Origin of the sequence: Pseudomonas orientalis (genome assembly GCF_002934065.1) — a bacterium.
GTDB lineage: Bacteria > Pseudomonadota > Gammaproteobacteria > Pseudomonadales > Pseudomonadaceae > Aquipseudomonas > Aquipseudomonas orientalis_A.
Genome location: NZ_CP018049.1, coordinates 1,076,315 through 1,100,671, shown reverse-complemented (window position 1 = coordinate 1,100,671; position 24,357 = coordinate 1,076,315). Strand labels below are relative to the sequence as shown.

The 24,357-nt window shown below is 60.8% G+C and carries 19 protein-coding genes; 16 read left to right on the top strand and 3 right to left on the bottom strand.

Going from position 1 to position 24,357, the window contains the following annotated elements; all coding sequences use genetic code 11:
- Positions 1 to 58: 58 nt before the first annotated feature.
- Together BOP93_RS04910 and BOP93_RS04905 are read right to left on the bottom strand one after the other, a co-directional pair.
- Positions 59 to 1,453 (bottom strand): PhoH family protein, encoded by a 1,395-nt coding sequence (locus BOP93_RS04910; protein ID WP_032877681.1) that lies wholly within the window; start codon positions 1,451 to 1,453, stop codon positions 59 to 61.
- Positions 1,454 to 1,793: 340 nt separating this feature from the next.
- Positions 1,794 to 2,918, bottom strand: coding sequence for a polysaccharide deacetylase family protein (locus BOP93_RS04905; RefSeq protein WP_104501743.1), 1,125 nt, complete (start codon positions 2,916 to 2,918; stop codon positions 1,794 to 1,796).
- Between the two features lie 244 nt (positions 2,919 to 3,162).
- On the opposite strand from BOP93_RS04905, the gene yaaA reads away from it, so the two are divergent.
- The 16 genes from yaaA to BOP93_RS04820 all read left to right on the top strand — a co-directional run bounded on the left by yaaA (position 3,163) and on the right by BOP93_RS04820 (position 23,464).
- Positions 3,163 to 3,942 (top strand): peroxide stress protein YaaA, encoded by a 780-nt coding sequence (yaaA, locus tag BOP93_RS04900; RefSeq protein ID WP_104501742.1) that lies wholly within the window; start codon positions 3,163 to 3,165, stop codon positions 3,940 to 3,942.
- Positions 3,943 to 4,820: 878 nt separating this feature from the next.
- Positions 4,821 to 6,137 (top strand): nucleotide sugar dehydrogenase, encoded by a 1,317-nt coding sequence (locus BOP93_RS04895; RefSeq protein WP_057724657.1) that lies wholly within the window; start codon positions 4,821 to 4,823, stop codon positions 6,135 to 6,137.
- A gap of 83 nt (positions 6,138 to 6,220) precedes the next feature.
- A complete protein-coding gene (alg8, locus tag BOP93_RS04890) occupies positions 6,221 to 7,702 on the top strand; it encodes a mannuronan synthase (protein ID WP_162303207.1) in 1,482 nt (493 codons plus the stop codon).
- A 36-nt stretch (positions 7,703 to 7,738) separates the two neighbouring features.
- Positions 7,739 to 8,905 carry an alginate biosynthesis protein Alg44 gene (locus BOP93_RS04880; RefSeq protein ID WP_104501740.1) on the top strand — a complete coding sequence of 389 codons (1,167 nt, stop codon included), beginning with the start codon at positions 7,739 to 7,741 and terminating at the stop codon, positions 8,903 to 8,905.
- Positions 8,906 to 9,036: 131 nt separating this feature from the next.
- Positions 9,037 to 10,413 (top strand): alginate biosynthesis TPR repeat lipoprotein AlgK, encoded by a 1,377-nt coding sequence (gene algK, locus BOP93_RS04875; RefSeq protein ID WP_104501739.1) that lies wholly within the window; start codon positions 9,037 to 9,039, stop codon positions 10,411 to 10,413.
- Entirely contained in the window at positions 10,410 to 11,897 is a 1,488-nt protein-coding gene (locus BOP93_RS04870) for an alginate export family protein (RefSeq protein ID WP_104501738.1), read from the top strand. Before algK ends, BOP93_RS04870 begins: the two co-directional genes overlap by 4 nt.
- Positions 11,897 to 13,465 (top strand): mannuronan 5-epimerase AlgG, encoded by a 1,569-nt coding sequence (gene algG / locus BOP93_RS04865; RefSeq protein ID WP_065885858.1) that lies wholly within the window; start codon positions 11,897 to 11,899, stop codon positions 13,463 to 13,465. The genes BOP93_RS04870 and algG overlap by 1 nt, the downstream gene beginning before the upstream one ends.
- 11 nt (positions 13,466 to 13,476) lie before the next feature.
- Positions 13,477 to 14,925 carry an alginate O-acetyltransferase gene (locus tag BOP93_RS04860; protein WP_065886443.1) on the top strand — a complete coding sequence of 483 codons (1,449 nt, stop codon included), beginning with the start codon at positions 13,477 to 13,479 and terminating at the stop codon, positions 14,923 to 14,925.
- An 8-nt stretch (positions 14,926 to 14,933) separates the two neighbouring features.
- Positions 14,934 to 16,043, top strand: coding sequence for a mannuronate-specific alginate lyase (locus BOP93_RS04855; RefSeq protein ID WP_065885857.1), 1,110 nt, complete (start codon positions 14,934 to 14,936; stop codon positions 16,041 to 16,043).
- Positions 16,044 to 16,262: 219 nt separating this feature from the next.
- Complete coding sequence (locus BOP93_RS04850) at positions 16,263 to 17,795, top strand: MBOAT family O-acyltransferase (RefSeq protein ID WP_104501737.1); 1,533 nt, start codon at positions 16,263 to 16,265, stop codon at positions 17,793 to 17,795.
- An 11-nt stretch (positions 17,796 to 17,806) separates the two neighbouring features.
- Positions 17,807 to 18,994 (top strand): alginate O-acetyltransferase, encoded by a 1,188-nt coding sequence (locus tag BOP93_RS04845; protein ID WP_104501736.1) that lies wholly within the window; start codon positions 17,807 to 17,809, stop codon positions 18,992 to 18,994.
- Between the two features lie 16 nt (positions 18,995 to 19,010).
- Positions 19,011 to 19,667 (top strand): alginate O-acetyltransferase AlgF, encoded by a 657-nt coding sequence (locus BOP93_RS04840; protein ID WP_043049782.1) that lies wholly within the window; start codon positions 19,011 to 19,013, stop codon positions 19,665 to 19,667.
- A 221-nt stretch (positions 19,668 to 19,888) separates the two neighbouring features.
- A complete protein-coding gene (locus BOP93_RS04835; protein ID WP_065895311.1) occupies positions 19,889 to 21,340 on the top strand; it encodes a mannose-1-phosphate guanylyltransferase/mannose-6-phosphate isomerase in 1,452 nt (483 codons plus the stop codon).
- A 449-nt stretch (positions 21,341 to 21,789) separates the two neighbouring features.
- Positions 21,790 to 22,005, top strand: coding sequence for a DUF3077 domain-containing protein (locus tag BOP93_RS27765; RefSeq protein ID WP_346330234.1), 216 nt, complete (start codon positions 21,790 to 21,792; stop codon positions 22,003 to 22,005).
- A gap of 167 nt (positions 22,006 to 22,172) precedes the next feature.
- Positions 22,173 to 22,637: a multidrug transporter gene (locus BOP93_RS04825; protein WP_104501735.1), complete on the top strand. Its 465-nt coding sequence runs from the start codon at positions 22,173 to 22,175 to the stop codon at positions 22,635 to 22,637.
- A 14-nt stretch (positions 22,638 to 22,651) separates the two neighbouring features.
- On the top strand, positions 22,652 to 23,464 hold the full coding sequence (locus BOP93_RS04820; RefSeq protein ID WP_104501734.1) for an SDR family oxidoreductase: 813 nt from the start codon (positions 22,652 to 22,654) through the stop codon (positions 23,462 to 23,464).
- Here the strand turns inward: BOP93_RS04820 and BOP93_RS04815 are convergent.
- Complete coding sequence (locus BOP93_RS04815) at positions 23,461 to 24,318, bottom strand: LysR family transcriptional regulator (RefSeq protein WP_104501733.1); 858 nt, start codon at positions 24,316 to 24,318, stop codon at positions 23,461 to 23,463. The two genes, BOP93_RS04820 and BOP93_RS04815, sit on opposite strands and share 4 nt — an antisense overlap.
- Positions 24,319 to 24,357 lie beyond the last annotated feature (39 nt).

Here is a 24,357-nt window from a genome sequence, read left to right as displayed (position 1 = left end):
AGAGATGTTGAATGTGCCACCGCTATCGGGGGCAAGCCCCCTCCCACATTGATCGCGTTTACAAATGAGACTCGGCGTACTCGGCCAGAATCGAACGTGGTACGCCCTGCAGCGCGATGTGCACGCCGTTCGGGAAGTCCTTGAAGCGTTCCGTCAGGTAAGTCAGCCCGGAGCTGGTCGCGGACAGGTAAGGGGTGTCGATCTGTGCCAGGTTGCCCAGGCACACCACTTTGGAACCGGCGCCGGCACGGGTGATGATGGTTTTCATCTGGTGCGGGGTGAGGTTCTGGCATTCGTCGATCAAAATCAGGCTCTGCTGGAAGCTGCGACCTCGAATGTAGTTGAGGGATTTGAACTGCAACGGCACTTTGCTGAGGATGTAGTCGACGCTGCCATGGGTGTTTTCGTCATCCATGTGCAAGGCTTCGAGGTTGTCGGTGATCGCCCCCAGCCACGGCTCCATTTTTTCCGCCTCGGTGCCGGGCAAAAAGCCGATTTCCTGGTCCAGGCCCTGCACGCTGCGGGTGGCGATGATGCGGCGGTAGCGCTTGGTCACCATGGTCTGTTCAATGGCGGCAGCCAGGGCGAGGATGGTTTTCCCCGAGCCTGCAGCGCCGGTCAGGTTGACCAGATGGATGTCCGGATCGAGCAGCGCATACAGCGCCAGGCTCTGGTAGATGTCACGCGGTTTCAGGCCCCAGGCTTCCTGGTGCAACAGGGGTTCCTGATGCAGGTCGAGGATCAGCAGCTTGTCGACCTGGATCTCTTTGATCCAACCCACGAAGCCCTGCTCGTCGACGATGAATTCATTGATATGCACCGCCGGCAGGTTGTCGATCAACTGCACCTGATGCCAGGTACGCCCGTGATCCTGGCGGGTTTCGACCTTGCTGACACGGTCCCAGAACGAGCCGGTCATCATGTGATAACCACGGGACAGCATCGACACGTCGTCGACCAGTTGGTCGGTGCTGTAGTCCTCGGCCGCGATCCCGCATGCCCGGGCCTTCAGGCGCATATTGATGTCTTTGGTCACCAGCACCACGCGCAAGTCCTTGTCGCGCGCGTGCAGGTCGATCAGTTGGTTGATGATTTTGTTGTCGTTGAGGTTTTCCGGCAGCAGGCTGTTGGGCTCGCTGCGCTTGCTCATCAGGATCGACAGCAACCCCTTGGGCCCGCTCTTGCCACGCTGGATCGGCACGCCGACTTCAACGTCCTCGGGTGAGGCTTCGCCCAGGGTCTTGTCGATCAGGCGGATGGCCTGGCGGCATTCGGCGGCGACGCTGTGGTGGCCGCTTTTGAGTTTGTCCAGTTCCTCCAGCACGATCATGGGGATGGCGACGTGGTGTTCTTCAAAGTTAAGCAGTGCGTTTGGATCGTGAATCAGTACGTTGGTATCAAGCACATAAAGGATTGGCTGGTCGGAAGAAGGGGTGCGTCCATGATCATCCATACTCGGTCACCTTTGTGGGAGCCAGTCGACGCAATACCTGGGCGGTGCTGCGCCTCGATTCGACCACCGACTGCACCTTGAGTAAGGTCAAGTGCAGTACCCACATGAGGAGTCTTGGAAGACGCCACCTGTGCTGCAGGTTTCGGCGGTCTGACTTCGTAATACCGCAAAACCCATGACAGGAAAAAGCACTTTGACGCTTTTTTGAAGTTTATTTTTCAGGATGACGAATAGCACTAGCCGAGTGCCATACACCCCGTTAAAGTCGGAAGTCCGCCTGCATCGAAATGTCGCAGAAAATCACCCCGAAAATCCCCCTCAACCAACAGGACCGGGCATTTCATCGAAATGCTTCACGACAGTCCTGCCAACCCAAGCCACTCTGCGCCGTCGACTGCAACAACATTGGCAATGCCACCCGCGCCTTGTCCTGGGGATCGTGGAACACAATCACGCCTTTGCGCCACAGCAGCATCAGCGTCAGCACCCGTTGCGCCGACTCTTCGGCCTTGAGCTTGCCCGGATCGTCCTGGGAATCGATGTCCCATAGCGCCACTTGCAGACCCTGGGCCTGGAAGAATCCCTGACTGTCCGCACGCCGTTGCCCGTAAGGCGGCCGGAACAGCGGCAGGTAGTTTTCCGGCAGCAGGTTTTGCACCAGTGACGCGCTGCGGGTGATGGAATCCTGCCAGTCGACCCAATGGCTGTGAGAACGATACTGCCAGCCCTGGATTCCCACGCACTGCCCTTGGTACAGCGCCTGCACATCCGCGGCGGAACTGCGCTCCACACGGGTTTGCAGACTGCTGCCAAGGGTGAAGAACGTGGCGTTCATCTTTTGCTTGCGCAGGTAGTCGGCGAGCCAGTCGGTATTGCCGCCGACCGTTGCCGGGCCGCCGTCGAAGGTCAGCAGGAACATGCGATCGTTGAGCTCGTCGCCATTGCGTTCGTGGTCACCAAAGCGCGCCACTTCGCTGCTGATCTGCGGCAGCAGCGCGGCCTTGCGCAGCAGTTCATCGAGATAGCGTTCGTGAAAGTGCCGGCTGGGGGCGGCCCAGCCTATATAGAAAGAGTCGTCACTGACTTCGAACTTGCCGGCCTGCTCGCGCAGGTCATCCATGTTTTCCACCAGGTAGCAGAACGAAGCGTCTTCTTCGCAGCTTTGCTGGGCGAACGTGTAGTTCTCCAACAACCGTTGCCAGAGCTGGCGACGCAGATCGTCGATGGCGGCCAGGTTGATGATCTTCAGCCCCAGGCGCTGCTTGAGCGCGGTGTCGTCCAGGGCTTCGCTGACCAACAGGCCGTGGGCAAACATCAGGATTTCCGCGCGCGAGGCCACATCGAACAGCGCCGGGCTGGCGAGTTTTTCCGGCCAGGTGGCGCGGTCGAGGCTGGCTACGTCCACCGGCGCGGCCTGGGCATTCAGGCACAGCAGGCAAGCCGACAATAAAAGCGCTAATCGCACACGAGATCTCCCTCTGCGAAGTTACCGCCCATCATAGCGGACTGCCCCGCCCTTTTTGTGCAGGAGCGAGCTTGCTCGCGAAAAACGTCTGGACATCGCGTTTATTCAGCCAGGCAGCGTTATCGTTGACAACTTTCGCGAGCAAGCTCGCTCCTACACAAAAACCGGGGCCTATTGGCTTGATAGGTGGAGTCAAACGCTCTAACCCCCTAGAATCCAGCCCACGATTCCAGGAGCCAACTTCATGCTGATGGTGATTTCCCCCGCCAAAACCCTCGACTTCGAGTCCAAGCCGGTCACTGCGCGCTTCACCCAGCCGCAGTACCTGGACCATTCCCAGGAACTGATCGAGCAACTGCGCGAACTGAGCCCGGCGCAGATCAGCGAGTTGATGCACGTCTCCGACAAGATCGGCGGCCTCAATGCCGCCCGCTTCGGCAGCTGGACGCCCGCTTTCACCCCGGCCAACGCCAAGCAGGCGCTGCTGGCGTTCAAGGGCGACGTCTATACAGGCCTGAACGCCGAGACCTTCAGCGATGCCGATTTCAGCTACGCCCAGGATCACCTGCGCATGCTCTCGGGGCTCTACGGCCTGTTGCGCCCGCTGGATTTGATGATGCCGTACCGCCTGGAGATGGGCACCAAGCTGGCCAATGCCCGTGGCAAGGATCTTTACGCGTTCTGGGGCGCGCGCATCAGCGAGTGGTTGAATGAAGCACTGGCCGCGCAAGGCGACGACGTGCTGCTCAACCTGGCTTCCAACGAGTACTTCTCGGCGGTCAAGCGCACGGCGCTGAACGCACGGATCATCAACACCGAGTTCAAGGACCTGAAGAACGGCCAGTACAAGATCATCAGCTTCTACGCGAAGAAAGCACGAGGCATGATGAGCCGGTTTGTGATTGAAGAACGCATCAACGATCCGGCGAAGCTCAAGCAGTTCGATGTGCAGGGCTACCGCTTCAATGCGGCGCAGTCCAAGCCGGATAACCTGGTGTTCTTGCGCGATCACGCACCGGAATAAGGCCTTACAGACACCGATGATCAAATGTGGGAGGGGGCTTGCCCCCGATGGCGGAGTGTCAATCACCGAAGTATTGACTGCTCCACCGCTATCGGGGGCAAGCCCCCTCCCACATTTGTTTTGTATTTCAAATCAGAGAATCGTCATTTATTTGGCGCCAGAAAAACACCCAGACACAACCCTAACGATTTATTCACTCGACATTCATCGTTTTTTTTCGTAGTGGCACCACTTTTTTTATTCAGTAGTGGCACAAAACTATCCCCCCGCGCCAACTCCCCACAACTACTGGTCTAAATAGCAAGTGCTATCAATATACTACTAGTGCCATCTTTCCCAATATTTCAAGAAATTTCCGGAAACAGGATGAGCGGGCTGGAACTTCATCCTGAAGCACCGCTCATACCACCGGTAACGAAATTCTCTACGCCTGTAAGAGATGACTTACATAACGACCAATGGAAGCAGTCAAGTTGTCTTAAAACACTTTGACTCTATGGTCATAACATCAACTGATCGAGTTAAGGGTGGCGATAAGTACGCGTTGCTATCCCCTACAGGCCAAGGAAGCGCTGACCTAAATGAGCCCGTGCAAACACACAAGGCATTGATAAAAAAGGCAATTTGCCTACATCGATACCCTTGCCGCACCGGTGCCGGAGCCTTCCTCCAAGGAAGCACGGCTGCATTTCAGGGCAAGCCCCAATAATAAGGCCTGGTTGCGCACAACTTGAGTGCAATAGTTAGTCACTCGTTATTCAACATGCCTGCACGCGGCAAGTCGGCGTCTATTCGCCCAACTTTCGCGGCATCAGTGACGCTTGCAAACATGAACTCCAGCCATCTAATGGCATGATTTAAATACAGAGGTAATTGCGATGCGCATCAGCATATTTGGTTTGGGTTACGTTGGCGCCGTGTGTGCCGGTTGCCTGTCTGCCCGTGGCCACGAAGTGGTCGGCGTAGACATCTCCAAGGAAAAGATCGACCTGATCAATGCCGGTAAGTCGCCGATCGTTGAGCCGGGTCTGGGCGAGCTGTTGAGCCAGGGCATCCAGACTGGCCGACTGCGTGGCACCACCAACTTCGCCGAAGCCATCCGCGATACCGACCTGTCGATGATTTGCGTAGGCACGCCAAGCAAGAAGAACGGCGACCTGGAACTCAACTACATCGAGTCGGTATGCCGCGAGATCGGTTTTGTCCTGCGTGACAAGACCACCCGCCACACCATCGTGGTACGCAGCACCGTACTGCCGGGCACCGTAGCCAATGTGGTGATCCCGATCCTCGAAGACTGCTCCGGCAAGAAAGCCGGCGTCGACTTCGGCGTTGCGGTCAACCCGGAGTTCCTGCGCGAATCCACCGCCATCGCCGACTACGACCTGCCACCGATGACCGTGATCGGCGAGTTCGACACCGCCTCCGGCGATGTCCTGCAGTCGCTCTACGAAGAACTCGACGCGCCGATCATCCGCAAGGACATCGCCGTCGCCGAAATGATCAAGTACACCTGCAACGTGTGGCACGCCACCAAAGTCACCTTCGCCAACGAGATCGGCAACATCGCCAAAGCGGTCGGCGTCGATGGCCGTGAAGTGATGGACGTGGTCTGCCAGGACAAGACGCTCAACCTGTCCCAGTACTACATGCGCCCGGGCTTTGCTTTCGGCGGCTCGTGCCTGCCCAAAGACGTGCGCGCCCTGACCTACCGCGCCGGCTCCCTGGACGTGGAAGCGCCGCTGCTCAACTCGCTGATGCGCAGCAACGAGTCCCAGGTGCAGAACGCCTTCGACATCGTCTCCAGCCACGACAAGCGCAAAGTCGCCCTGCTGGGCCTGAGCTTCAAGGCCGGTACCGACGACCTGCGTGAAAGCCCGTTGGTAGAACTGGCGGAAATGCTGATCGGCAAGGGCTACGACCTGAGCATCTACGACAGCAACGTCGAGTACGCCCGCGTGCACGGTGCGAACAAGGACTACATCGAAGGCAAGATCCCCCACGTCTCGTCCCTGCTCAACTCGGACTTCGATGATGTGATCAACAACTCCGACGTGATCATCCTCGGTAACCGTGACGAGAAGTTCCGTGCCCTGGCGCACAACGCGCCGGAAGGCAAGCAAGTGGTCGACCTGGTGGGCTTCATGTCCAAGGCCACCAGCGTGAGCGGCCGTACTGAAGGTATTTGCTGGTAACAGCAACGGCAAGTTTCAGGCTGCCAGTGGCTTAATCCCCAGCGCTTGCAGCCTGAAGCCTCCTCCCCTTCCGGATGACGCTTATGTCCAAGTTAAAACATGTATTGCTGCAAGCCGCCGGCTGGCTGTTGTTTCTCAGCCTGCTGATGGGACTCGCCCTGCTGTTGCCGGCGAGCACCTTCGATTCGCAATCGAAGAATTTTATTTTCCTGATTGGCGCCGTCGGTATCTGGCGCTACTCGATGGGTGCAACGCATTTCTTTCGCGGCATGCTGTTCCTGTACGTGGTGTACCCGCACCTGCGCCGCAAGGTGCGCAAGCTGGGCAAGGCCGCCGACCCCTCCCATGTGTTCCTGATGGTCACCAGCTTCAGGATCGATGCGCTGACCACTGCGCAGGTCTACAGCTCGGTGATTCGCGAAGCCATCGAATGCGGCTTCCCCACCACCGTGGTCTGCTCGCTGGTGGAAATGTCCGATGAGCTGCTGGTCAAGAGCCTCTGGGAAAAAATGAACCCACCGGCTCACGTCAAGCTCGACTTCGTGCGCATCGCCGGTACCGGCAAGCGCGACGGCCTGGCCTTCGGTTTCCGCGCCATCTCGCGCCACCTGCCGGATGACCGCGCCGTGGTGGCCGTGATCGATGGCGACACCGTGCTGGCCGAAGGCGTGGTGCGCAAGACCGTGCCGTGGTTCCAGCTGTTCGGCAATGTCGGTGGCCTGACCACCAACGAATTCTGCGAAGTGCGCGGCGGCTACATCATGAGCGAATGGCACAAGCTGCGCTTCGCCCAGCGCCACATCAACATGTGCTCCATGGCCCTGTCCAAGCGCGTGCTGACCATGACCGGGCGTATGTCGGTGTTCCGCGCCAGCGTGGTGACTGACCCGGGCTTTATCGCCGACGTGGAAAGCGACTCGCTGCAACACTGGCGCCTGGGCCGCTTCAAGTTCCTCACCGGTGATGACAAGTCCAGCTGGTTCAGCCTGATGCGCCTGGGCTACGACACCTTCTACGTGCCGGATGCCGCGATCAACACCGTGGAACACCCGCCGGAAAAGAGCTTTATCAAGGCCAGCCGCAAGCTGATGTTCCGCTGGTACGGCAACAACCTGCGCCAGAACTCCCGCGCCCTGGGCCTGGGTGTGCGCCGCCTCGGTGTGTTCACCAGTGTGGTGCTGTTCGACCAGCGCGTGTCGATGTGGACCTCGCTGCTCGGCCTGACCGTGGCAATCATCGCCACCTTCAAATACGGCGGTGCCTTCATCCTCGCGTACCTGCTGTGGATCGGCATCACCCGCCTGATCCTCACGCTGCTGCTGTCGTGCTCCGGCCACAAGATCGGCCCGGCCTATCCGCTGATTCTCTATTACAACCAGATCATGGGCGCGCTGGTGAAGATCTACGTGTTCTTCCGCCTTGATCAACAGTCCTGGACCCGCCAGGACACCAAACTGACCCGCGATTTGGCCAGCTTTCAACGTTGGTTCAACACCTGGTCGTCTCGGACCATGACCTTCTCCGCCGGCAGCATTTTCGTCGCCGTGTTGCTGATGATGGTCTGACCCTGCCAAGCCTGAATTAACTTAAGGAATGCCCTGATGAACAGCCAAGTAAACGCCAACGTAGTCCACGAATCCGAAGCCCAGCGCCAGCACGCCCGGGTCAAAATCCCGGCCAAGCTGCGCTTCTTCAACAGCGACCGCACGCCGACCGAAGCCAAGGTCATCGACCTGTCCGCCGGCGGCCTGGCCTTCACCGCCACGCAGCCGTTGACCATCGGCCAGGTGCACAAGGGTCGCCTGCAGTTCGTCATCGATAACCTTGGCCTGGCGATGGACGTGGAGCTGCAGATCCGCTCCTACGACCGCCAGACCGGCCGCACCGGTTGCCAGTTCCAGAACCTCGATGCCCAGGATATTTCCACCCTGCGCCACCTGATCACTTCGCACTTGTCCGGCGACATCGTGACCATGGGCGACGTGCTGGCCACCCTGCAACGCGACAACTTCACCAAGGCGCGCAAGGTCAAGGACGGCGGCAGCGGCATGACCGCGTTCGGGCGTCTGCGCGCCGTGACCTTCAGCCTGGCGATTTTCCTGGTGGGCCTGGCCGCCTTCGGCTTTGTGTTCAAATCGCTGTACGGCATGTATTTCGTCAGCCACGCCCAGGCCGGCCTTGTAAGTGTACCGGGCATGAACGTGACCATGCCGCGTGACGGCACCGTGCAAAGCCTGCTCAAGGGTGACGCGGTAGCGGCCAAAGGCGCGCCGCTGGCGACCTTCAGCACCAGCATGCTCGATGTGCTCAAGGGCCATCTGGACGAAGACCAACTGCAACCGGCCAAGGTTGAAGAACTGTTCGGCAAGCAAATGACCGGCACCCTGACCTCGCCGTGCGATTGCGTGGTCGCCCAGCAACTGGTTGCCGACGGCCAGTACGCCAGCAAGGGTGACGTGATCTTCCAACTGGTGCCACGCGGTAGCCAGGCCAACGTGGAAGCGCGCTTCAGCTATCGCCAGTTCGGTGATGTGCGCCCAGGTACGCCGGTGAGCTTCCAGGTCGCCGACGAAGACCAGGTACGCACCGGCACCATCGTCAGCAGCACCAGCTTGAACAGCGCCGACCTGTCCTCCGACATCCGCGTGCAGATCAAACCGGACGCCCCGCTGGACAGCACCTACGCCGGCCGCCCGGTGGAAGTCACCAGTGACCGCGGCCCTTCGCTGAACTGGCTGATCGATAAAGCCATGGCTCACGGTCTGTAAGCGAGGACATGCCTGTGAACCCTATTTCAAGAACAACACAATCCCTGTGGGAGCGGGCTTGCTCGCGATGGGATCAGCGCGGTTTGCCTGATGCACCGAGTCGCCTGCATCGGGGGCACGCCCCCTCCCACATGGGTTCGGTGGCGTTGCTGGCGGTTGCGGTGAGCCTGGCCGGTTGTGCCGGCCTGCCCGACCAACGCCTGGCCAATGAAGCGCTCAAGCGTGGCGACACCGTCACCGCCCAGCAGAATTACCAGCAACTGGCAGACCTGGGCTACAGCGAGGCCCAGGTGGGCCTGGCTGATATCCAGGTCGGTACCCGCGATCCGGCGCAAATCAAACAGGCCGAGGCCACCTACCGCGCGGCGGCGGACACTTCGCCCCGTGCCCAGGCGCGCCTTGGCCGCCTGCTGGTGGCCAAGCCCGGCGCCACCGAAGCCGAACACCATGAAGCGCAAATGCTGCTGAAAAAAGCCTTTGCCAATGGCGAAGGCAATACCCTGATCCCGCTGGCGATGCTGTACCTGCAATACCCGCACAGCTTCCCCGACGTGAACGCCCAGCAGCAGATCAGCCAATGGCAGGCCGCCGGTTATCCGGAAGCCGGCCTGGCCCAAGTGCTGCTGTATCGCACCCAGAACACCTACGACCAGCATCTGGATGACGTGGAGCGCATCTGCAAAGCCGCGCTGAACACCACCGATATCTGCTACGTCGAGCTGGCCACCGTCTACCAGAAAAAAGCCGAGCCGGAAAAACAGGCCGAGCTGCTCAAGCAGATGGAAGCAGGCTACAGCCGTGGCACCGTCACCGCCCAGCGCGTCGACAGCGTCGCCCGCGTACTCGGCGATGCCACCCTCGGCACGCCGGACGAGAAAACCGCCCAGGCGTTGCTGGAAAAAATCGCCCCGGGTTACCCCGCGTCCTGGGTCAGCCTGGCGCAACTGCTCTACGACTTCCCCGAACTGGGCGACGTCGACCAGATGATGAAGTACCTGGACAACGGCCGCGCCGCCGACCAGCCACGCGCCGAATTGCTGCTGGGCAAGCTCTACTACGAAGGCAAGTGGGTACCGGCCGACGCCAAGGCTGCCGAGGCGCATTTCGAGAAAGCCGTGGGCCGTGAAGTGGCCGCCGATTACTACCTCGGCCAGATCTACCGTCGTGGCTACCTGGGCAAGGTCTACCCGCAAAAAGCCCTGGACCACCTGCTGACCGCAGCGCGCAACGGCCAGAACAGCGCCGATTTCGCCATTGCCCAACTGTTTTCCCAAGGCAAGGGCACCAAGCCCGACCCGCTCAACGCCTATGTCTTCAGCCAACTGGCCAAGGCCCAGGACACGCCGGAAGCCAATGAGCTGGCCACCCAGCTCGAAGCCCCGCTGACGCCTGAGCAACGCGCCGAAGGCCAACGCCTGGTGCAACAGGAGCTGGCCGCCCGCGGCACCCTGGCCCAGAGCACGCTGCAACTGCACGCCCTGCAAGAAGACGGCGAGGAATCCCTATGAAGCTCAACCCATTCGTCAAGGCCGGCATCGGCCTGTCCTTCGCCCTGCTGTGGTCGTGCCCGACCCTGGCCGCGCTGACCGAAGCCAAGAACTTCGGCCTGGAAGTCAAAGCCACCGCGCAGTCCGAAGACGACCGCGACCTGGGCACCCAGAAAGGCGGCGACGTCAACGGTATCGGCCTCGACCTGCGCCCGTGGATCTACGGCGAAAGCGGCGCGTGGAGCGCCTACGCCATGGGCCAGGCGGTGGTGTCCAGCGACATTATCGAGACCGACACCCTGCAACCGTCGGCCGATGACACGACCGAACAATCGAGCAACGACGACCGCAAGGCGAAGAAAAACTACCTGGCCCTGCGCGAGTTCTGGGTCGGCTACAGCGGCTTCACGCCCTACCCCGGCGAGATCCTCAAGTTCGGTCGCCAGCGCCTGCGCAATGACGACGGTCAATGGCGCGACACCAACATCGAAGCGCTGAACTGGACCTTCGACACCACCCTGCTCAAGGCCAACGTCGGCGCCGCCGAACGCTTCAGCGAATACCGCACCGACCTCAAGGAACTGTCGCCGGTCGACAAGGACCGCCAGCACTTCTACGCCGACGCCGCCTACCAATGGACGCCGGGCCAGTGGATCGGTCTGCGCGGCCACCACACCCACGACGACGGCAAGCTCGACTACGCCGAACCGGGCGTGGCCAGCGACCCATTGGACAAGCGCGAAAACGGCGACCTGACCTGGCTCGGCATCGAAGCCAACAGCGACGCCTATAACTGGCGCAACACCAACACGGTCAACTACTGGGCCAGCATCACCGGCATGAAGGGCGACCGCGACACGGTCAACACCTTGAACGCCGATGGCAGCCGCCCGACCAATGGCAAGCGCAGTGATGACGTCAGCGGCTGGGCCACCGATATCGGCGTGCGCCTGCGCCTGGACCCGCAGTGGCAAGTGGGCGCGGCCTATTCGCGCGCCAGCGCCGAGTACGAACAGAACGGCCTGCAAAGCAACCGTTCGAACTGGACCGGCACCCAGTCCCGCGTGCACCGCTTCGGCGAGGCGTTTCGCGGCGAGATGAACAACATGCAGTCCATGAGCCTGTTCGGTTCCTGGCAGCTGCGCGAGGACTACGACGCCAGCCTGGTGTACCACAAGTTCTGGCGCGTGGACGGCAACAAGCCGGTGGGCAGCAACGGCATCGACGCGGTGCAGAACAACACCGACGACGTGACCGGCGCGATCCTCTCCAGCACCTCCCTGCCGCTTGAAGACGGCAAGAAGGACCTCGGCCAGGAGATGGACCTGGTCGTCACCAAGTACTTCAAGAAAGGCTTGCTGCCCGCCGCGCTGAGCCAGTCGATCGACGAGCCCTCGGCCCTGGTGCGCTTGCGTGCCGGCGTGTTCAAGCCGGGCGACGCCTATGGCAGCCAGGTCGACTCCTACATGCACCGCGCCTTTGTCGACGTGGTCTGGAAATTCTGATGGGAGCCTGCGCAATGAATGCTCAAAGCCTACTCGTCGCGGCAATGCTGGTGGCCAGTGCCCCAGCGTTTGCCGACACGGCGGCCAAGGCGCCGACCATCGCCAAGGAACTGCAACAGGCCAAGACCTACACCATTTCCAGCCCGCCCACCGCGCCGCTGGAAATGGCCAAGCCGGCGCTGCCCGACCTGTCGGGCTACACCGCTGCGGCCATGGAAAAAAAGATCGTCAGAAGCAAACCGGGCAAGATCAGCATCCGCCGCATGATGCAGGAAGACGCGCTCAAGGACTTTATCGGCGGCGACAACAAGATGGCCGAATGGGTGGTGCGCCAGCATGGCATTCCCCAGGCGATCTTTGTCGACGACGGCTACATGAACCTCAAGGACCTGCTGGGCAAGGTGCCCAAGCAGTACTTCAGCGAGACATCGCCCGGTGTGTTCCTGGCCAAGTTGCCGATCGTGGTCGGTCGTAAAGGCATCCTCGATATCGACAAGAACACCCAGGAACTGCGCCTGTCCCAGCAAGCCGGTTCGTTCCTGATCAACGACGGCCAACTGTTCGTGCGTGACACCAAGGTCACCGGTTGGGATGAAAAAACCAACGGCCCGGCGCTGTTCAAGTCGCCCAAGGAGTTCCGCCCGTTCCTGCTGGCCTGGGGCGGTACCGAGACCTATATCTCCAAGACCAAGATGGCCAGCTTCGGCTATGCCAACAGTAAGTCGTACGGGGTGAGTATTTCCCAGTACACGCCGAACATGGCCAAGGTGCTCAAGCGTCCAGAGCCGACCGGCTGGATCATTGATTCCGAGTTCTCGGACATGTGGTACGGCTTCTACTGCTACGAGACCACAGGCTTTGTGATCAAGGGCAATACCTACAAGGACAACATCGTCTACGGCATTGACCCCCACGACCGTTCCCACGGCCTGATCATCGCCGACAACACCGTGTACGGCACGAAGAAGAAGCACGGCATCATCATTTCCCGGGAAGTGAACGACAGCTTCATCTTCAACAACCGCAGCTACGACAACAAACTGTCGGGCCTGGTGATCGACCGTAACAGCGTGAACAACCTGATCGTCGACAACGAGATCTACCGCAACCACACCGACGGCATCACCCTCTATGAGAGCGGTGACAACCTGCTGTGGGGCAACAAGGTGATCAGCAACCGTCGCCACGGCATCCGCGTGCGTAACAGCGTGAACATCAAGCTCTACGAAAACACCGCCATGGCCAACGGTCTGACCGGTGTGTACGGCCACATCAAGGACTTGACCGACACCGACCGCGACATCGCCCTCGACCCGTTCGACGCCAAGGTCTCGCTGATCGTGGTCGGCGGTGAGCTGGCGGGTAACGGCAGCGGGCCGCTGTCCATCGACTCGCCGTTGAGTATCGAGCTGTACCGCGTGTCGATGCTGGCGCCGACCAAATCCAGCGGCATCAGCTTCTCCGGCATTCTGGGCGAGCGCCAGGAAGAGATTCTCGACCTGCTGGTGCGCCAGCAGAAAGCCGTGCTGATCGACCCCGTCGAACGCCAGACCGAACTGCAGGACTGAGGATGACCCTTATGCACCCACACATGATCAAACTGCTGAGCCTCTCGGGTCTGACCCTCGGCCTGCTCGCGGCCAGCCAGGGCGTGCGCGCCGATGAAGTGAAGGCACCGACCTTTACCGCTGAACCCTGCTGCAGCCTGTGCCCGGCCGCCCACGATGCGAAGAACTACACCACGCGCTACCAGCAGAACTTCACCACCCTGGTGCAAGCCCAGGGCGACTGGCTGTTTCGTACCCAGGAAGACCTGCGCACCGAATTCGACACCACGCCGGCCGGCTACAAGCGCATGCAGCAGTTGCACGATGCGTTCAAGAGCAAGGGCGTGGAACTGGTGGTGGTCTACCAGCCGACCCGCGGCCTGGTGAACCGCAACAAGCTCAACCCCGAAGAAAAAGCCAGGTTCGATTTCGACAAGGCCCTGGGCAACTACAAAACCATGCTCGGCCGTTTCGCCAAGATGGGCTATGTGGTGCCGGACCTGTCGCCGCTCACCAACGAGCAATTGCCCGACGAGTTGCCGGCCCATGATTTCTACTTCCGTGGCGACCAGCACTGGACCCCGTACGGCGCCCAGCGCACCGCCAAAATCGTCGCGGCCAAGGTCAAGCAGATGCCGCAATACGCGGAAATCCCCAAGCGCGAATTCGAGACCAAGCGCTCGGGTCGCATGGGCAAGACCGGCACCCTGCACAACATGGCCGGGCAATTGTGCGGCACCAGCTACGCGATCCAGTACATGGACCAGTTCACCACCGAACCCAAGGGTGAAGCCGGTGACGGCGACCTGTTCGGCGATTCGGGCGACCCGCAGATCACCCTGGTGGGCACCAGCCACAGCGGCAAGAACTACAACTTTGCCGGCTTCCTGCAGGAAGAAATCGGTGCCGACATCCTCAATGTCGCCTTCCCTGGCGGTGGTCTGGAAGGCTCAATGATCCAGTACCTGGGCAGCGAAGAGTTCCAGAAAAACCCGCCGAAGATCCTCATCTGGGAATTCTCGCCGCTGTACCGTCTCGACCAGGAAACCATCTACCGCCAGATGATGGCGCTGCTCGACAACGGCTGCGAAGGCAAGACTGCGCAGATGTCGGCCAGCACCACATTGAAACCGGGCAAAAACGAACTGATGGTCAACAGCGCGAACAAAGACCTGCGCAATGCCAACCATCAGGTCGATATCCGCTTCGCCGATCCGTCGGTGAAAACCTTGCAAGCCACCCTCTGGTACATGAACGGGCGCCACGAGGACATCAAGATCGAGAAACCCGAAACATCCGATACAGACGGGCGTTTCGCCTTTGAACTGCGCACCGATGAAGACTGGGCCTCGCAGAACTTGCTGGCCGTGGAAGTGCAGGGCCCGGAAAAGGGCGCTGCCGCGCAGAAAGTCGAAGCGAAAATTTGCACACGCAACGTATTCCCAAGCGGTGGTCAGCAGACCGCCCAACTCGGGAAGTGAGGTTACCTATGCAAAAGTTATTGCTCCCTACCCTGCTGGGCCTGGCCATGTTTGCCGGCGCCGTGAATGCGGCCGCGCCACTGCGTCCGCCCCAAGGCTATTTCGCCCCGATCGAAGCGTTCAAGACCGGCGACTTCAAGGAAAACTGCGACACCATGCCGACGCCCTACACCGGGCCGTTGCAGTTTCGCAGCAAGTACGAAGGCTCGGACAAGGCTCGCTCGACACTGAATGTGCAGTCGGAAAAAGCCTTTCGCGACAGCACCGCCGACATCACCAAGCTGGAGAAAGACACCAGCAAACGCGTGATGCAGTTCATGCGCGACGGCCGCCCACAGCAGCTCGAATGCACGCTGAACTGGCTGGTGTCGTGGGCCAAGGCCGATGCCTTGATGTCCAAGGACTTCAACCACACCGGCAAGTCCATGCGCAAATGGGCACTGGGCAGCATGGCCTCGGCCTATGTGCGTTTGAAGTTCTCCGAGTCGCACCCGCTGGCCAACCACCAGCAGGAATCGCAACTGATCGAAGCCTGGTTCAACAAACTGGCCGATCAGGTGGTGAGCGACTGGGACAACCTGCCGCTGGAAAAAACCAATAACCATTCCTACTGGGCCGCCTGGTCGGTGATGGCGACCTCCATCGCCACCAACCGTCGCGACCTGTTTGACTGGGCCGTCAAGGAATACAAGGTCGGTGTGAACCAGGTTGACGACCAGGGCTTCCTGCCGAACGAACTGAAGCGTCAACAACGCGCCCTGTCGTACCACAACTACGCCCTGCCGCCGCTGTCGATGATCGCCAGTTTTGCCCTGGTCAACGGCGTGGACCTGCGCCAGGAAAACAACAGCGCGCTCAAGCGCCTGGGCGACAAGGTGCTGGCCGGGGTCAAGGACCCGGACATCTTCGAACAGAAGAACGGCAAGGAGCAGGACATGAAGGACTTGAAGCAGGACATGAAATTCGCCTGGCTCGAGCCTTTCTGCACCCTCTACACCTGTGCCCCGGAAGTGATCGAGCGCAAGCACGGCATGCAGCCGTTCAAGACCTTCCGCCTGGGCGGCGACCTGACCAAGGTCTACGACCCGACGCATGAAAAAGGCAACAAAGGTTCCTGACCAAACGCGGTAAAAAATGTGGGAGGGGGCTTGCCCCCGATGGCGGTGTAACAGTCGCCATCTGTGTTGAATGACACACCGCTATCGGGGGCAAGCCCCCTCCCACATTTTTGAGCCGGTTTCGACAGTGAGATTGCAACACAACCCTCCCCGAATTTCGTGGGGGGGTTTGGGGGGGCTGCGGCCCTTGACTGTTGGTTTAAACATGGAGAGATCGGGATGGTTTTCTCGTCCAACGTGTTCCTGTTTCTGTTCTTGCCGATCTTTCTCGGCTTGTACTACTTGAGCGGGCAACGCTATCGCAACCTGCTGCTGCTGATTGCCAGCTACGTGTTCTACGCCTGGTGGCGAGTGGACTTCCTGGCGCTGTTCGCCGCCGTCACGCTGTGGAACTACTGGATCGGCCTCAAGGTCGGTGCCGCCGGTGTGCGCACCCAACCGGCGCAGCGCTGGCTGCTGCTCGGCGTGGCCGTCGACCTGTGCATCCTCGGCTACTTCAAGTACGCCAACTTCGGCGTCGACAGCATCAATGTGATGATGAAGTCGGCGGGCCTGGAGCCGTTTATCCTCACCCACGTGCTGTTGCCGATCGGAATCTCGTTCTACATCTTCGAGTCCATCAGCTACATCATCGACGTGTATCGCGGCGACACCCCGGCAACGCGCAACCTGATCGACTTCGCGGCGTTCGTGGCGATCTTCCCGCACCTGATCGCCGGCCCCGTGTTGCGCTTTCGCGACCTCGCCGACCAGTTCAACAACCGCACCCACACCCTGGACAAGTTCTCCGAAGGCTGCACGCGGTTCATGCAGGGTTTCATCAAGAAAGTCTTCATCGCCGATACCCTGGCGGTGGTGGCCGACCACTGCTTCGCCCTGCAAAACCCCACCACGGGTGACGCCTGGCTCGGCGCGCTGGCCTACACCGCGCAGCTGTACTTCGACTTCTCCGGCTACAGCGACATGGCCATCGGCCTGGGCTTGATGATGGGGTTCCGCTTCATGGAAAACTTCAAGCAGCCGTACATCAGCCAGTCGATCACCGAGTTCTGGCGGCGCTGGCACATCAGCCTGTCCACCTGGCTGCGTGACTACCTGTACATCACCCTGGGCGGCAACCGCAAAGGCACGCTGACCACCTACCGCAACCTGTTCCTGACCATGCTGCTCGGTGGCCTGTGGCACGGCGCCAACATCACCTACATCGTGTGGGGCGCCTGGCACGGCATGTGGCTGGCGATTGAAAAAGCCATCGGCCTCAATACTGCGCCGCGCAGCTTCAACGTGCTGCGCTGGGCCTTCACCTTCCTGCTGGTGGTGATGGGCTGGGTGATCTTCCGCGCCGAAAACCTGCACGTCGCCGGGCGTATGTACGGTGCCATGTTCAGCTTTGGCGAGTGGTCGCTGTCGGAACTCAACCGCGCCAACCTCACTGGCCTGCAAGTGGCGACCCTGGTGGTGGCCTACGCAACGCTGGCGTTCTTTGGCCTGCGCGATTTCTACCGCAACCGCCCTGCCGAGAAATCCAAGCCGAGTGATCCGAGCCTGATCAAGGCCGTACCCGGCGACAACCCCGGCAGCATCCACGAGCCCGGCTTCAGCGTGGGCCGTGACGCCGCCGTGCAACCGGCCTACTGGACCGCTGACTGGCCACGCTACGCGATGCGTGCGGCGGTGCTGCTGCTGTTCGTGGCGTCGATCCTGAAACTGTCGGCGCAGAGTTTCTCGCCGTTCCTTTACTTCCAATTCTGAGGGAGCCGACCATGACCCGTTCATTACGCATCCTCTATATCAGCCTGTTCCTGGTGCTGCTGCTGGCGCTGGGCGCCTGGTCACTGCGCAGTTTCCTGGGCTTCAGCACCAACGCCGATGCCACGGTGCTCAACGGGCGCTGGACCAAGGCCGTCGAGACTCATTACGACGAGGCGTTCCCGATCAAGCGCCTGGGCACCAACCTGTGGGCGGCGCTGGACTACAAGCTGTTCAACGAAGGTCGCCCTGGCGTGGTGCTGGGCCGCGATCACTGGCTGTACAGCGACGAGGAATTCAACCCCGCCGTCAATGAAGACCAGAACCTGCAAGGCAATTACGCACTGGTCGAAGGCGTACGCCAGAAACTCAAGGCCCAGGGCATCCAACTGGTGATGGCGATCGTGCCGGCCAAGGTGCGCCTGTACCCGGAACACCTGGGTGAGGTGAAACCAGCAAGCATCCACGCCAACCTGTACCAGGATTTCCATGCCCGTGTGGCCGCAGACAACATCCCTGCCCCGGACCTGCTCGGCCCGCTGCAAAAGGCCAAGCTCGCCGGCAAGCAAGTGTTCCTGCGCACCGATACCCACTGGACCCCGGACGGCGCGGAAATCGCCGCCAAGCAACTGGCCAGGGCGATTGCCGACAAGACTCCGCTGAGCGGCGAGCCGCAGCGCTTCGTCACCGAAGCGGAAAAGACCGAACCGCATAAAGGCGACCTGCGCCTGTTCCTGCCCCTGGACCCGCTGTTCGAAAACCTGATGCCGCCCAAGGAGCCGCTGCAAAAACGCGTCACCCACCTGGCCGAAGAGAAAGGTGATGACGCGCTGTTCAGCGACAGCGAAACCCCGGTGGCCCTGGTGGGCACCAGCTACAGCGCCAACCCCAACTGGAACTTCGTCGGCGCCCTCAAGCAAGCCCTGGGCAGCGACGTGGTCAGCTACGCCGAAGACGGCCACGGCCCGATCCTGCCGATGCTCAGCTACCTGAAAAGCGACGACTTCAAGAACAACCCGCCCCAGGTGCTGATCTGGGAGTTCCCCGAACGCTATCTGCCCGTCAACAACGAAATCGGTGATGCCGACCCCGCGTGGGTTGCGCAGCTTAAACAAGCCGGTTCGCGCCAACAGAACATGGCAAGCAACACCCCTGCTTTTAAAAATCAGAAATCCGAGACGCCCGACCGGGCGCAAAACTGAAAGAGAGGTAACTCACATGACTTTCACTACAACTCCTCGTCGTCTCGCCAAGACCCTGGCTATCGCCGCCGGCCTGAGCTTCGTATCCATGTCCGCCTTCGCCGGTGGTGATGCCGCGCTCTACGGCCCAACGGCGCCGAAAGGCTCGAGCTTCGTGCGCATCTACAACGCTTCGAACCAGGAAGTCAGCGCGACGGTTGGCAGCACCAACCTCAGCGACGTTGCGCCGCTGGCCAGCAGTGATTTCAGCTTCATGCCGGGCGGCGACTACAGCGCCAAGGTCGGCAGCCAGACCGTGCCGGTCAAGCTTGCCGCCGATCACTACTACACCCTGGTCAACAACAGCAGCGGCCAGCCGCAACTGATCGAAGAGCCGCCGTTCAAGAACAAGCAGAAATCCCTGGTTCGCGTGCAGAACCTCAGCGACAAGGCCCTGACCCTGAAGACGGCCGACGGCAAGACCGACGTAGTCAAGTCGGTGGCCGCCAAGGGCCGTGGCGAACGTGAAATCAACCCGGTGAAGGTGAGCCTGGCGCTGTATGACGGCGACAAAAAGGTCGGCGATGTGAAGCCGGTTGCCCTGGAGCGCGGTGAGGCAGCGGTGCTGTACGTCACCGGTTCGGGTTCGAGCCTGTCGCCGGTCTGGGTGAAACGCCCAGTGTCGACCCGCTGATTATTTCCCGAACTGAACGCAATCTACTGTAGGAGCGGGCTTGCCCGCGAAGAACGTCAACGATGACGCAGCGCCTTTGGTTATCGCGCTGCTCTCGGGTTTTTCGCGAGCAAGCTCGCTCCTACAGGGGATCGAGGCGCCGGTTCGGACCGAGACAAAAACAAGAGTGAAACGACAAACCTTCGTAGCTCTGACCCAAACTGATTCAAGGAGAAACACCCATGATTCCAGTCATCCTTTCCGGTGGTAGCGGCTCACGTCTTTGGCCGCTTTCGCGTAAACAGTTCCCCAAGCAATTCCTGGCCTTGACCGGCGAGCACACGTTGTTCCAGCAAACCCTGGAACGCCTGGTGTTCGAAGGCATGGACTCCCCCATCGTGGTCTGCAACAAGGACCACCGTTTTATCGTCAACGAGCAACTGAGCGCGCGCAAGCTTGAGTGCCAGCGCATCCTGATGGAGCCGTTCGGCCGCAACACCGCGCCGGCCGTAGCTCTGACCGCGATGATGCTGGTCAATGAAGGCCGTGACGAGCTGATGCTGGTGCTGCCTGCCGACCACGTGATCGACGACCAGAAAGCCCTGCAACGCGCCCTGGCCCTGGCCACCGTGGCCGCCGAGCGCGGCGAAATGGTGCTGTTCGGCGTGCCGGCAACCCGTCCGGAAACCGGTTACGGCTACATCAAGTCCAGCAACGATTCGCTGCTGCCTGAAGGCGTAAGCCGCGTGCAGCAGTTCGTGGAAAAACCCGATGAAAAACGCGCCGTCGAGTTCGTCAAAAGCGGCGGCTACTTCTGGAACAGCGGCATGTTCCTGTTCCGCGCCAGCCGCTTCCTGGAAGAGCTGAAAAAGCACGACCCGGACATCTACGACACTTGCGTGCTGACCCTGGAACGCAGCGAGCAGACCGCCGACACCGTGACCTTCGACGAAGCCACCTTCGCCTGCTGCCCGGACAACTCCATCGACTACGCCGTGATGGAAAAAACCCAGCGCGCCTGTGTGGTGCCGTTGAGCGCCGGCTGGAGCGACGTGGGCTGCTGGGCCTCGCTGTGGGCGGTCAATGACAAAGACGCCAACGGCAACGTGAGCAAAGGCGACGTGGTGATCCAGGACAGCCGCAACTGCATGGTGCATGGCAATGGCAAGCTGGTGTCGGTGATCGGCCTGGACAACATCGTGGTGGTGGAAACCAAGGACGCGATGATGATTGCCCACAAGGACAAGGTCCAGGGCGTCAAGCAGATGGTCAACACCCTTAACGAGCAAGGCCGCAGCGAGACCCAGAATCACTGTGAAGTCTATCGTCCGTGGGGTTCCTACGACTCGGTGGACATGGGCGGGCGTTTCCAGGTCAAGCACATCTCGGTCAAGCCGGGCGCCTGCCTGTCGCTGCAGATGCACCATCACCGCGCCGAACACTGGATCGTGGTCAGCGGCACCGCTGAAGTCACCTGTGACGACAACGTGTTCCTGCTCTGCGAAAACCAGTCCACCTACATCCCGATCGCCTCGGTGCACCGCCTGCGCAACCCGGGCAAGATCCCGCTGGAGATCATCGAGGTGCAATCGGGCAGCTACCTGGGCGAAGACGATATCGAGCGCTTCGAAGATATCTACGGTCGCTCCACGCCGATCGAACGTGGCGTGTCGGTGAAAACTATCGCGCAGTAAAACAGTCGTACAAGAAGCCCTCACCCAGCCCATTGCGTCCCCTATCCGCAGTGGGTTGGGTGGGGGCTTTTTGTTTGGGGGTTTGTGGTGCCTGCGATGGCGCCCGAAAGCACAACCTCCATCATTGACCAGTGCGTCCATCCTGCCTATCCTCGCGCCTGTCACGACTCATTCGTGATGAGGTTTGACGGCCTCGCTGTTCTCAAGATGCATAGTCCCTTTTCTTTGCTCGTGCACTCATGTGCCCGCAGCACAGCGTTATGGCGACTGTGCGTGGGGCACCTTCGGGTGCGCCGGGTTCTTGAGACCGGTCCGTCAACCTGCGCACAGTTGCCACCCAATCGTTTGACGGCGATCAGAGGCAGCTTCTTTTTCTCAAGGAGCAAGATAATGTCCAAACAAACCACCCGCCCCACCCCTTTCGGCGTCTGCGACCGGAATGAGGCACCCTGTTTTCCGTACAACCCGGCATCCCCATCGAACATGCGCTGGAACATGCCAGCCATGTACTGGGCACCGCCCGAGTCCTCACCCTGGCCGCTCAGGATTTATGCACTGAACACCAGAGCTGCCTGAATTGGGCGAGCCTGCAATTGGCCGAAACCGGCTTGGCATTGGTCGAGGCCTCCATCGAAGGCTTGCAGGTGGACGCTGCGGCTCAGTAAGTAAGTCATCGGGGGCAAGCCCCCTCCCACCTTTGAGTTGTGAACACATTCAAATGTGGGAGGGGGCTTGCCCCCGATGAGGCCCGCACGGCCACCACAGCAATCAAGCTAACCAATCCCACCTACGCTTAAGTTAGGATGCTCATTCCCAATTCGAGGTGGTCTCCATGTTTTTCGGCGTTCTCCTGATCATCACCTGGCTGATCCTGCTGCTGCGCTACCCCGCCAAAGCCCTGCCGGTATCGCTGGCCGCCGCCGTCGGCCTGGGTTTGGTCGCCGTCTGGGTAGTCTGGCTGGACAACCGCGAAGCCGCGCAACTGGCGCGCCTTGAGCTGCGCATCACCTACACCCCACAGGAATGCCCCGCCGAACGCCCCCTGAAGCTGACACTCAACAACGGCAACGACGTACCGCTCACCGAACTTCGCTGGCGCGTCGCCGCGTATGCCCCGGGCGATACGGTCAACCTGGCCGACAACGTCTACGCCGCCCCACGCTATCGTGGCCCTGGTGAACTACAAGCGGGCGCCACCTGGGAAGACTGCCTGCCCGCCCCGCCACTGCGCCCCGGCTATCGCCCACAAACCCTGGAATTTCGCGCCGAGCACCTGCAAGGCAGTTTCTCGGACTGACAAAGGATAGCCCCATGCCCAACGTACTGATCACCGGTTGTTCCAGCGGCATTGGCCGCGCCCTGGCCGACGCCTTCAAAGCCGCAGGCTTCCAGGTGTGGGCCAGCGCCCGCCGCACCGATGACGTCGAAGCTCTCACCGCCGCCGGTTTCAACGCCGTGCAACTGGACGTCAACGACCGCGCCGCACTGCAACGCCTGGCCGAACAGTTGGACGAGCTGGATGTGCTGGTCAACAACGCCGGCTACGGCGCGATGGGCCCGCTGCTCGACGGCGGCACGGAGGCGATGCAGCGTCAGTTCGAAACCAATGTGTTTTCCATCGTCGGCGTGACCCAGGCGCTGTTCCCCGCGCTGCGCCGCAGCAAGGGCCTGGTGGTGAATATCGGCAGTGTTTCCGGCGTATTGGTCACGCCGTTCGCCGGCGCCTATTGCGCGTCAAAAGCCGCCGTGCATGCCTTGAGCGATGCGTTGCGCATGGAGCTGGCGCCGTTCGGTGTACGGGTCATGGAAGTACAGCCCGGCGCAATCAATACAAGCTTTGCAAAAAACGCCGGCGCCGAGGCCGAATTGCTGATCAACGAACAATCACCCTGGTGGCCGTTGCGCGAAGGTATCCGTGCGCGCAGTCAGGCGTCTCAGGACAAGCCAACCCCAGCCAGTGAATTTGCGGCGGATGTACTCAAGGCCGTGCAACACACGCAGCCCCCGCGCCTGTTGCGCTCGGGCAACGGCAGCCGCGCGTTGCCGTTGATGGCGGCGCTGTTGCCCAAGGGGTTGCTGGAGAAGGTGTTGAAGAAGCGCTTTGGGTTGGATGGCAAGCTCTAGCCCTTCATAAAATCAATAAACGCCCGCACTTTCAGCGGCAAATGCCGCGTGTCCGGATACATCGCATACACCCCTTGGGGCGCGAAGCGATGATCCGCCAACACGCGCACCAGCCGACCGGCATCCAGATCCTCCCGCACCAGCCATTGCGGCAGGACCGCCACACCGTGGCCACGTACGGCAAACGCCTGGAGCACCGCCGCGCTGTCGGCCACCAACGCGGCAGGGCCGGCGCGGTAGTGGTGTTCACTGCCTGCCGGGTCGGTCACGCTCAACTCGGTCAAGCGGCCGTGGCCAAGCCGGGGGACCTGCTGCAACTCATCCAGGGTACGAATCCCGGCAAACTGCGGTGCCGCAACGGCAAACACCTCGAACCTCGATAACTGCACGGCGCGGTGGGTGGAGTCCAACAGCCGCCCCAGGCGTATTGCCACGTCAAAACGCTCTGAAATCAGATCGGCATGGGTGGAGGATGTGGATAAGTGGATATTCAAGTCCGGGTGCAGGCGGCGAAAGGCTTCCACTGCCGAGGCGACCACGGCCAGGGCATATTCGACGGTGGTGGTGATGCGCAGCGTGCCTTTGAGCTGGGCGTGTTCGGAGCGGGCTTCCTCCACCGCCAGACGGGCCTCTTCGAGCATACGCGTGCAGCGCAGGTAGAAGCGTTCGCCCGCGTCGGTCAGTGCCAACTGGCGGGTATTGCGCGTGAGCAGGGTAACCCCCAGCTCCGCCTCCAGGCGCTTGAGGTTGAAGCTGACTACGGCGCGTGTTTGCCCGAGCAAATCGGCCGCCGCCGTCAGTGAGCCGGCTTCGACCACGGCCTTGAAGGTATCGAAACGATCCAGGCTGACCATAGGCCGCGCCCTCCTTTGTCAAAATATTTTTGACAAACT

What these genes read in the sequence shown, in the direction of transcription:
- BOP93_RS04880 (WP_104501740.1), top strand. Translation starts at nt 7,739, where the DNA reads ATGAACAGCCAAGTAAACGCCAACGTAGTCCACGAATCCGAAGCCCAG.
- BOP93_RS04860 (WP_065886443.1), top strand. Translation starts at nt 13,477, where the DNA reads ATGCACCCACACATGATCAAACTGCTGAGCCTCTCGGGTCTGACCCTC.
- BOP93_RS04910 (WP_032877681.1), bottom strand. Translation starts at nt 1,453, where the DNA reads ATGGATGATCATGGACGCACCCCTTCTTCCGACCAGCCAATCCTTTAT.
- yaaA (WP_104501742.1), top strand. Translation starts at nt 3,163, where the DNA reads ATGCTGATGGTGATTTCCCCCGCCAAAACCCTCGACTTCGAGTCCAAG.
- BOP93_RS04895 (WP_057724657.1), top strand. Translation starts at nt 4,821, where the DNA reads ATGCGCATCAGCATATTTGGTTTGGGTTACGTTGGCGCCGTGTGTGCC.
- BOP93_RS04870 (WP_104501738.1), top strand. Translation starts at nt 10,410, where the DNA reads ATGAAGCTCAACCCATTCGTCAAGGCCGGCATCGGCCTGTCCTTCGCC.
- algK (WP_104501739.1), top strand. Translation starts at nt 9,037, where the DNA reads ATGGGTTCGGTGGCGTTGCTGGCGGTTGCGGTGAGCCTGGCCGGTTGT.
- BOP93_RS04850 (WP_104501737.1), top strand. Translation starts at nt 16,263, where the DNA reads ATGGTTTTCTCGTCCAACGTGTTCCTGTTTCTGTTCTTGCCGATCTTT.
- BOP93_RS04855 (WP_065885857.1), top strand. Translation starts at nt 14,934, where the DNA reads ATGCAAAAGTTATTGCTCCCTACCCTGCTGGGCCTGGCCATGTTTGCC.
- alg8 (WP_162303207.1), top strand. Translation starts at nt 6,221, where the DNA reads ATGTCCAAGTTAAAACATGTATTGCTGCAAGCCGCCGGCTGGCTGTTG.
- BOP93_RS04835 (WP_065895311.1), top strand. Translation starts at nt 19,889, where the DNA reads ATGATTCCAGTCATCCTTTCCGGTGGTAGCGGCTCACGTCTTTGGCCG.
- BOP93_RS04845 (WP_104501736.1), top strand. Translation starts at nt 17,807, where the DNA reads ATGACCCGTTCATTACGCATCCTCTATATCAGCCTGTTCCTGGTGCTG.
- BOP93_RS04815 (WP_104501733.1), bottom strand. Translation starts at nt 24,318, where the DNA reads ATGGTCAGCCTGGATCGTTTCGATACCTTCAAGGCCGTGGTCGAAGCC.
- algG (WP_065885858.1), top strand. Translation starts at nt 11,897, where the DNA reads ATGGGAGCCTGCGCAATGAATGCTCAAAGCCTACTCGTCGCGGCAATG.
- BOP93_RS04840 (WP_043049782.1), top strand. Translation starts at nt 19,011, where the DNA reads ATGACTTTCACTACAACTCCTCGTCGTCTCGCCAAGACCCTGGCTATC.
- BOP93_RS04825 (WP_104501735.1), top strand. Translation starts at nt 22,173, where the DNA reads ATGTTTTTCGGCGTTCTCCTGATCATCACCTGGCTGATCCTGCTGCTG.
- BOP93_RS04820 (WP_104501734.1), top strand. Translation starts at nt 22,652, where the DNA reads ATGCCCAACGTACTGATCACCGGTTGTTCCAGCGGCATTGGCCGCGCC.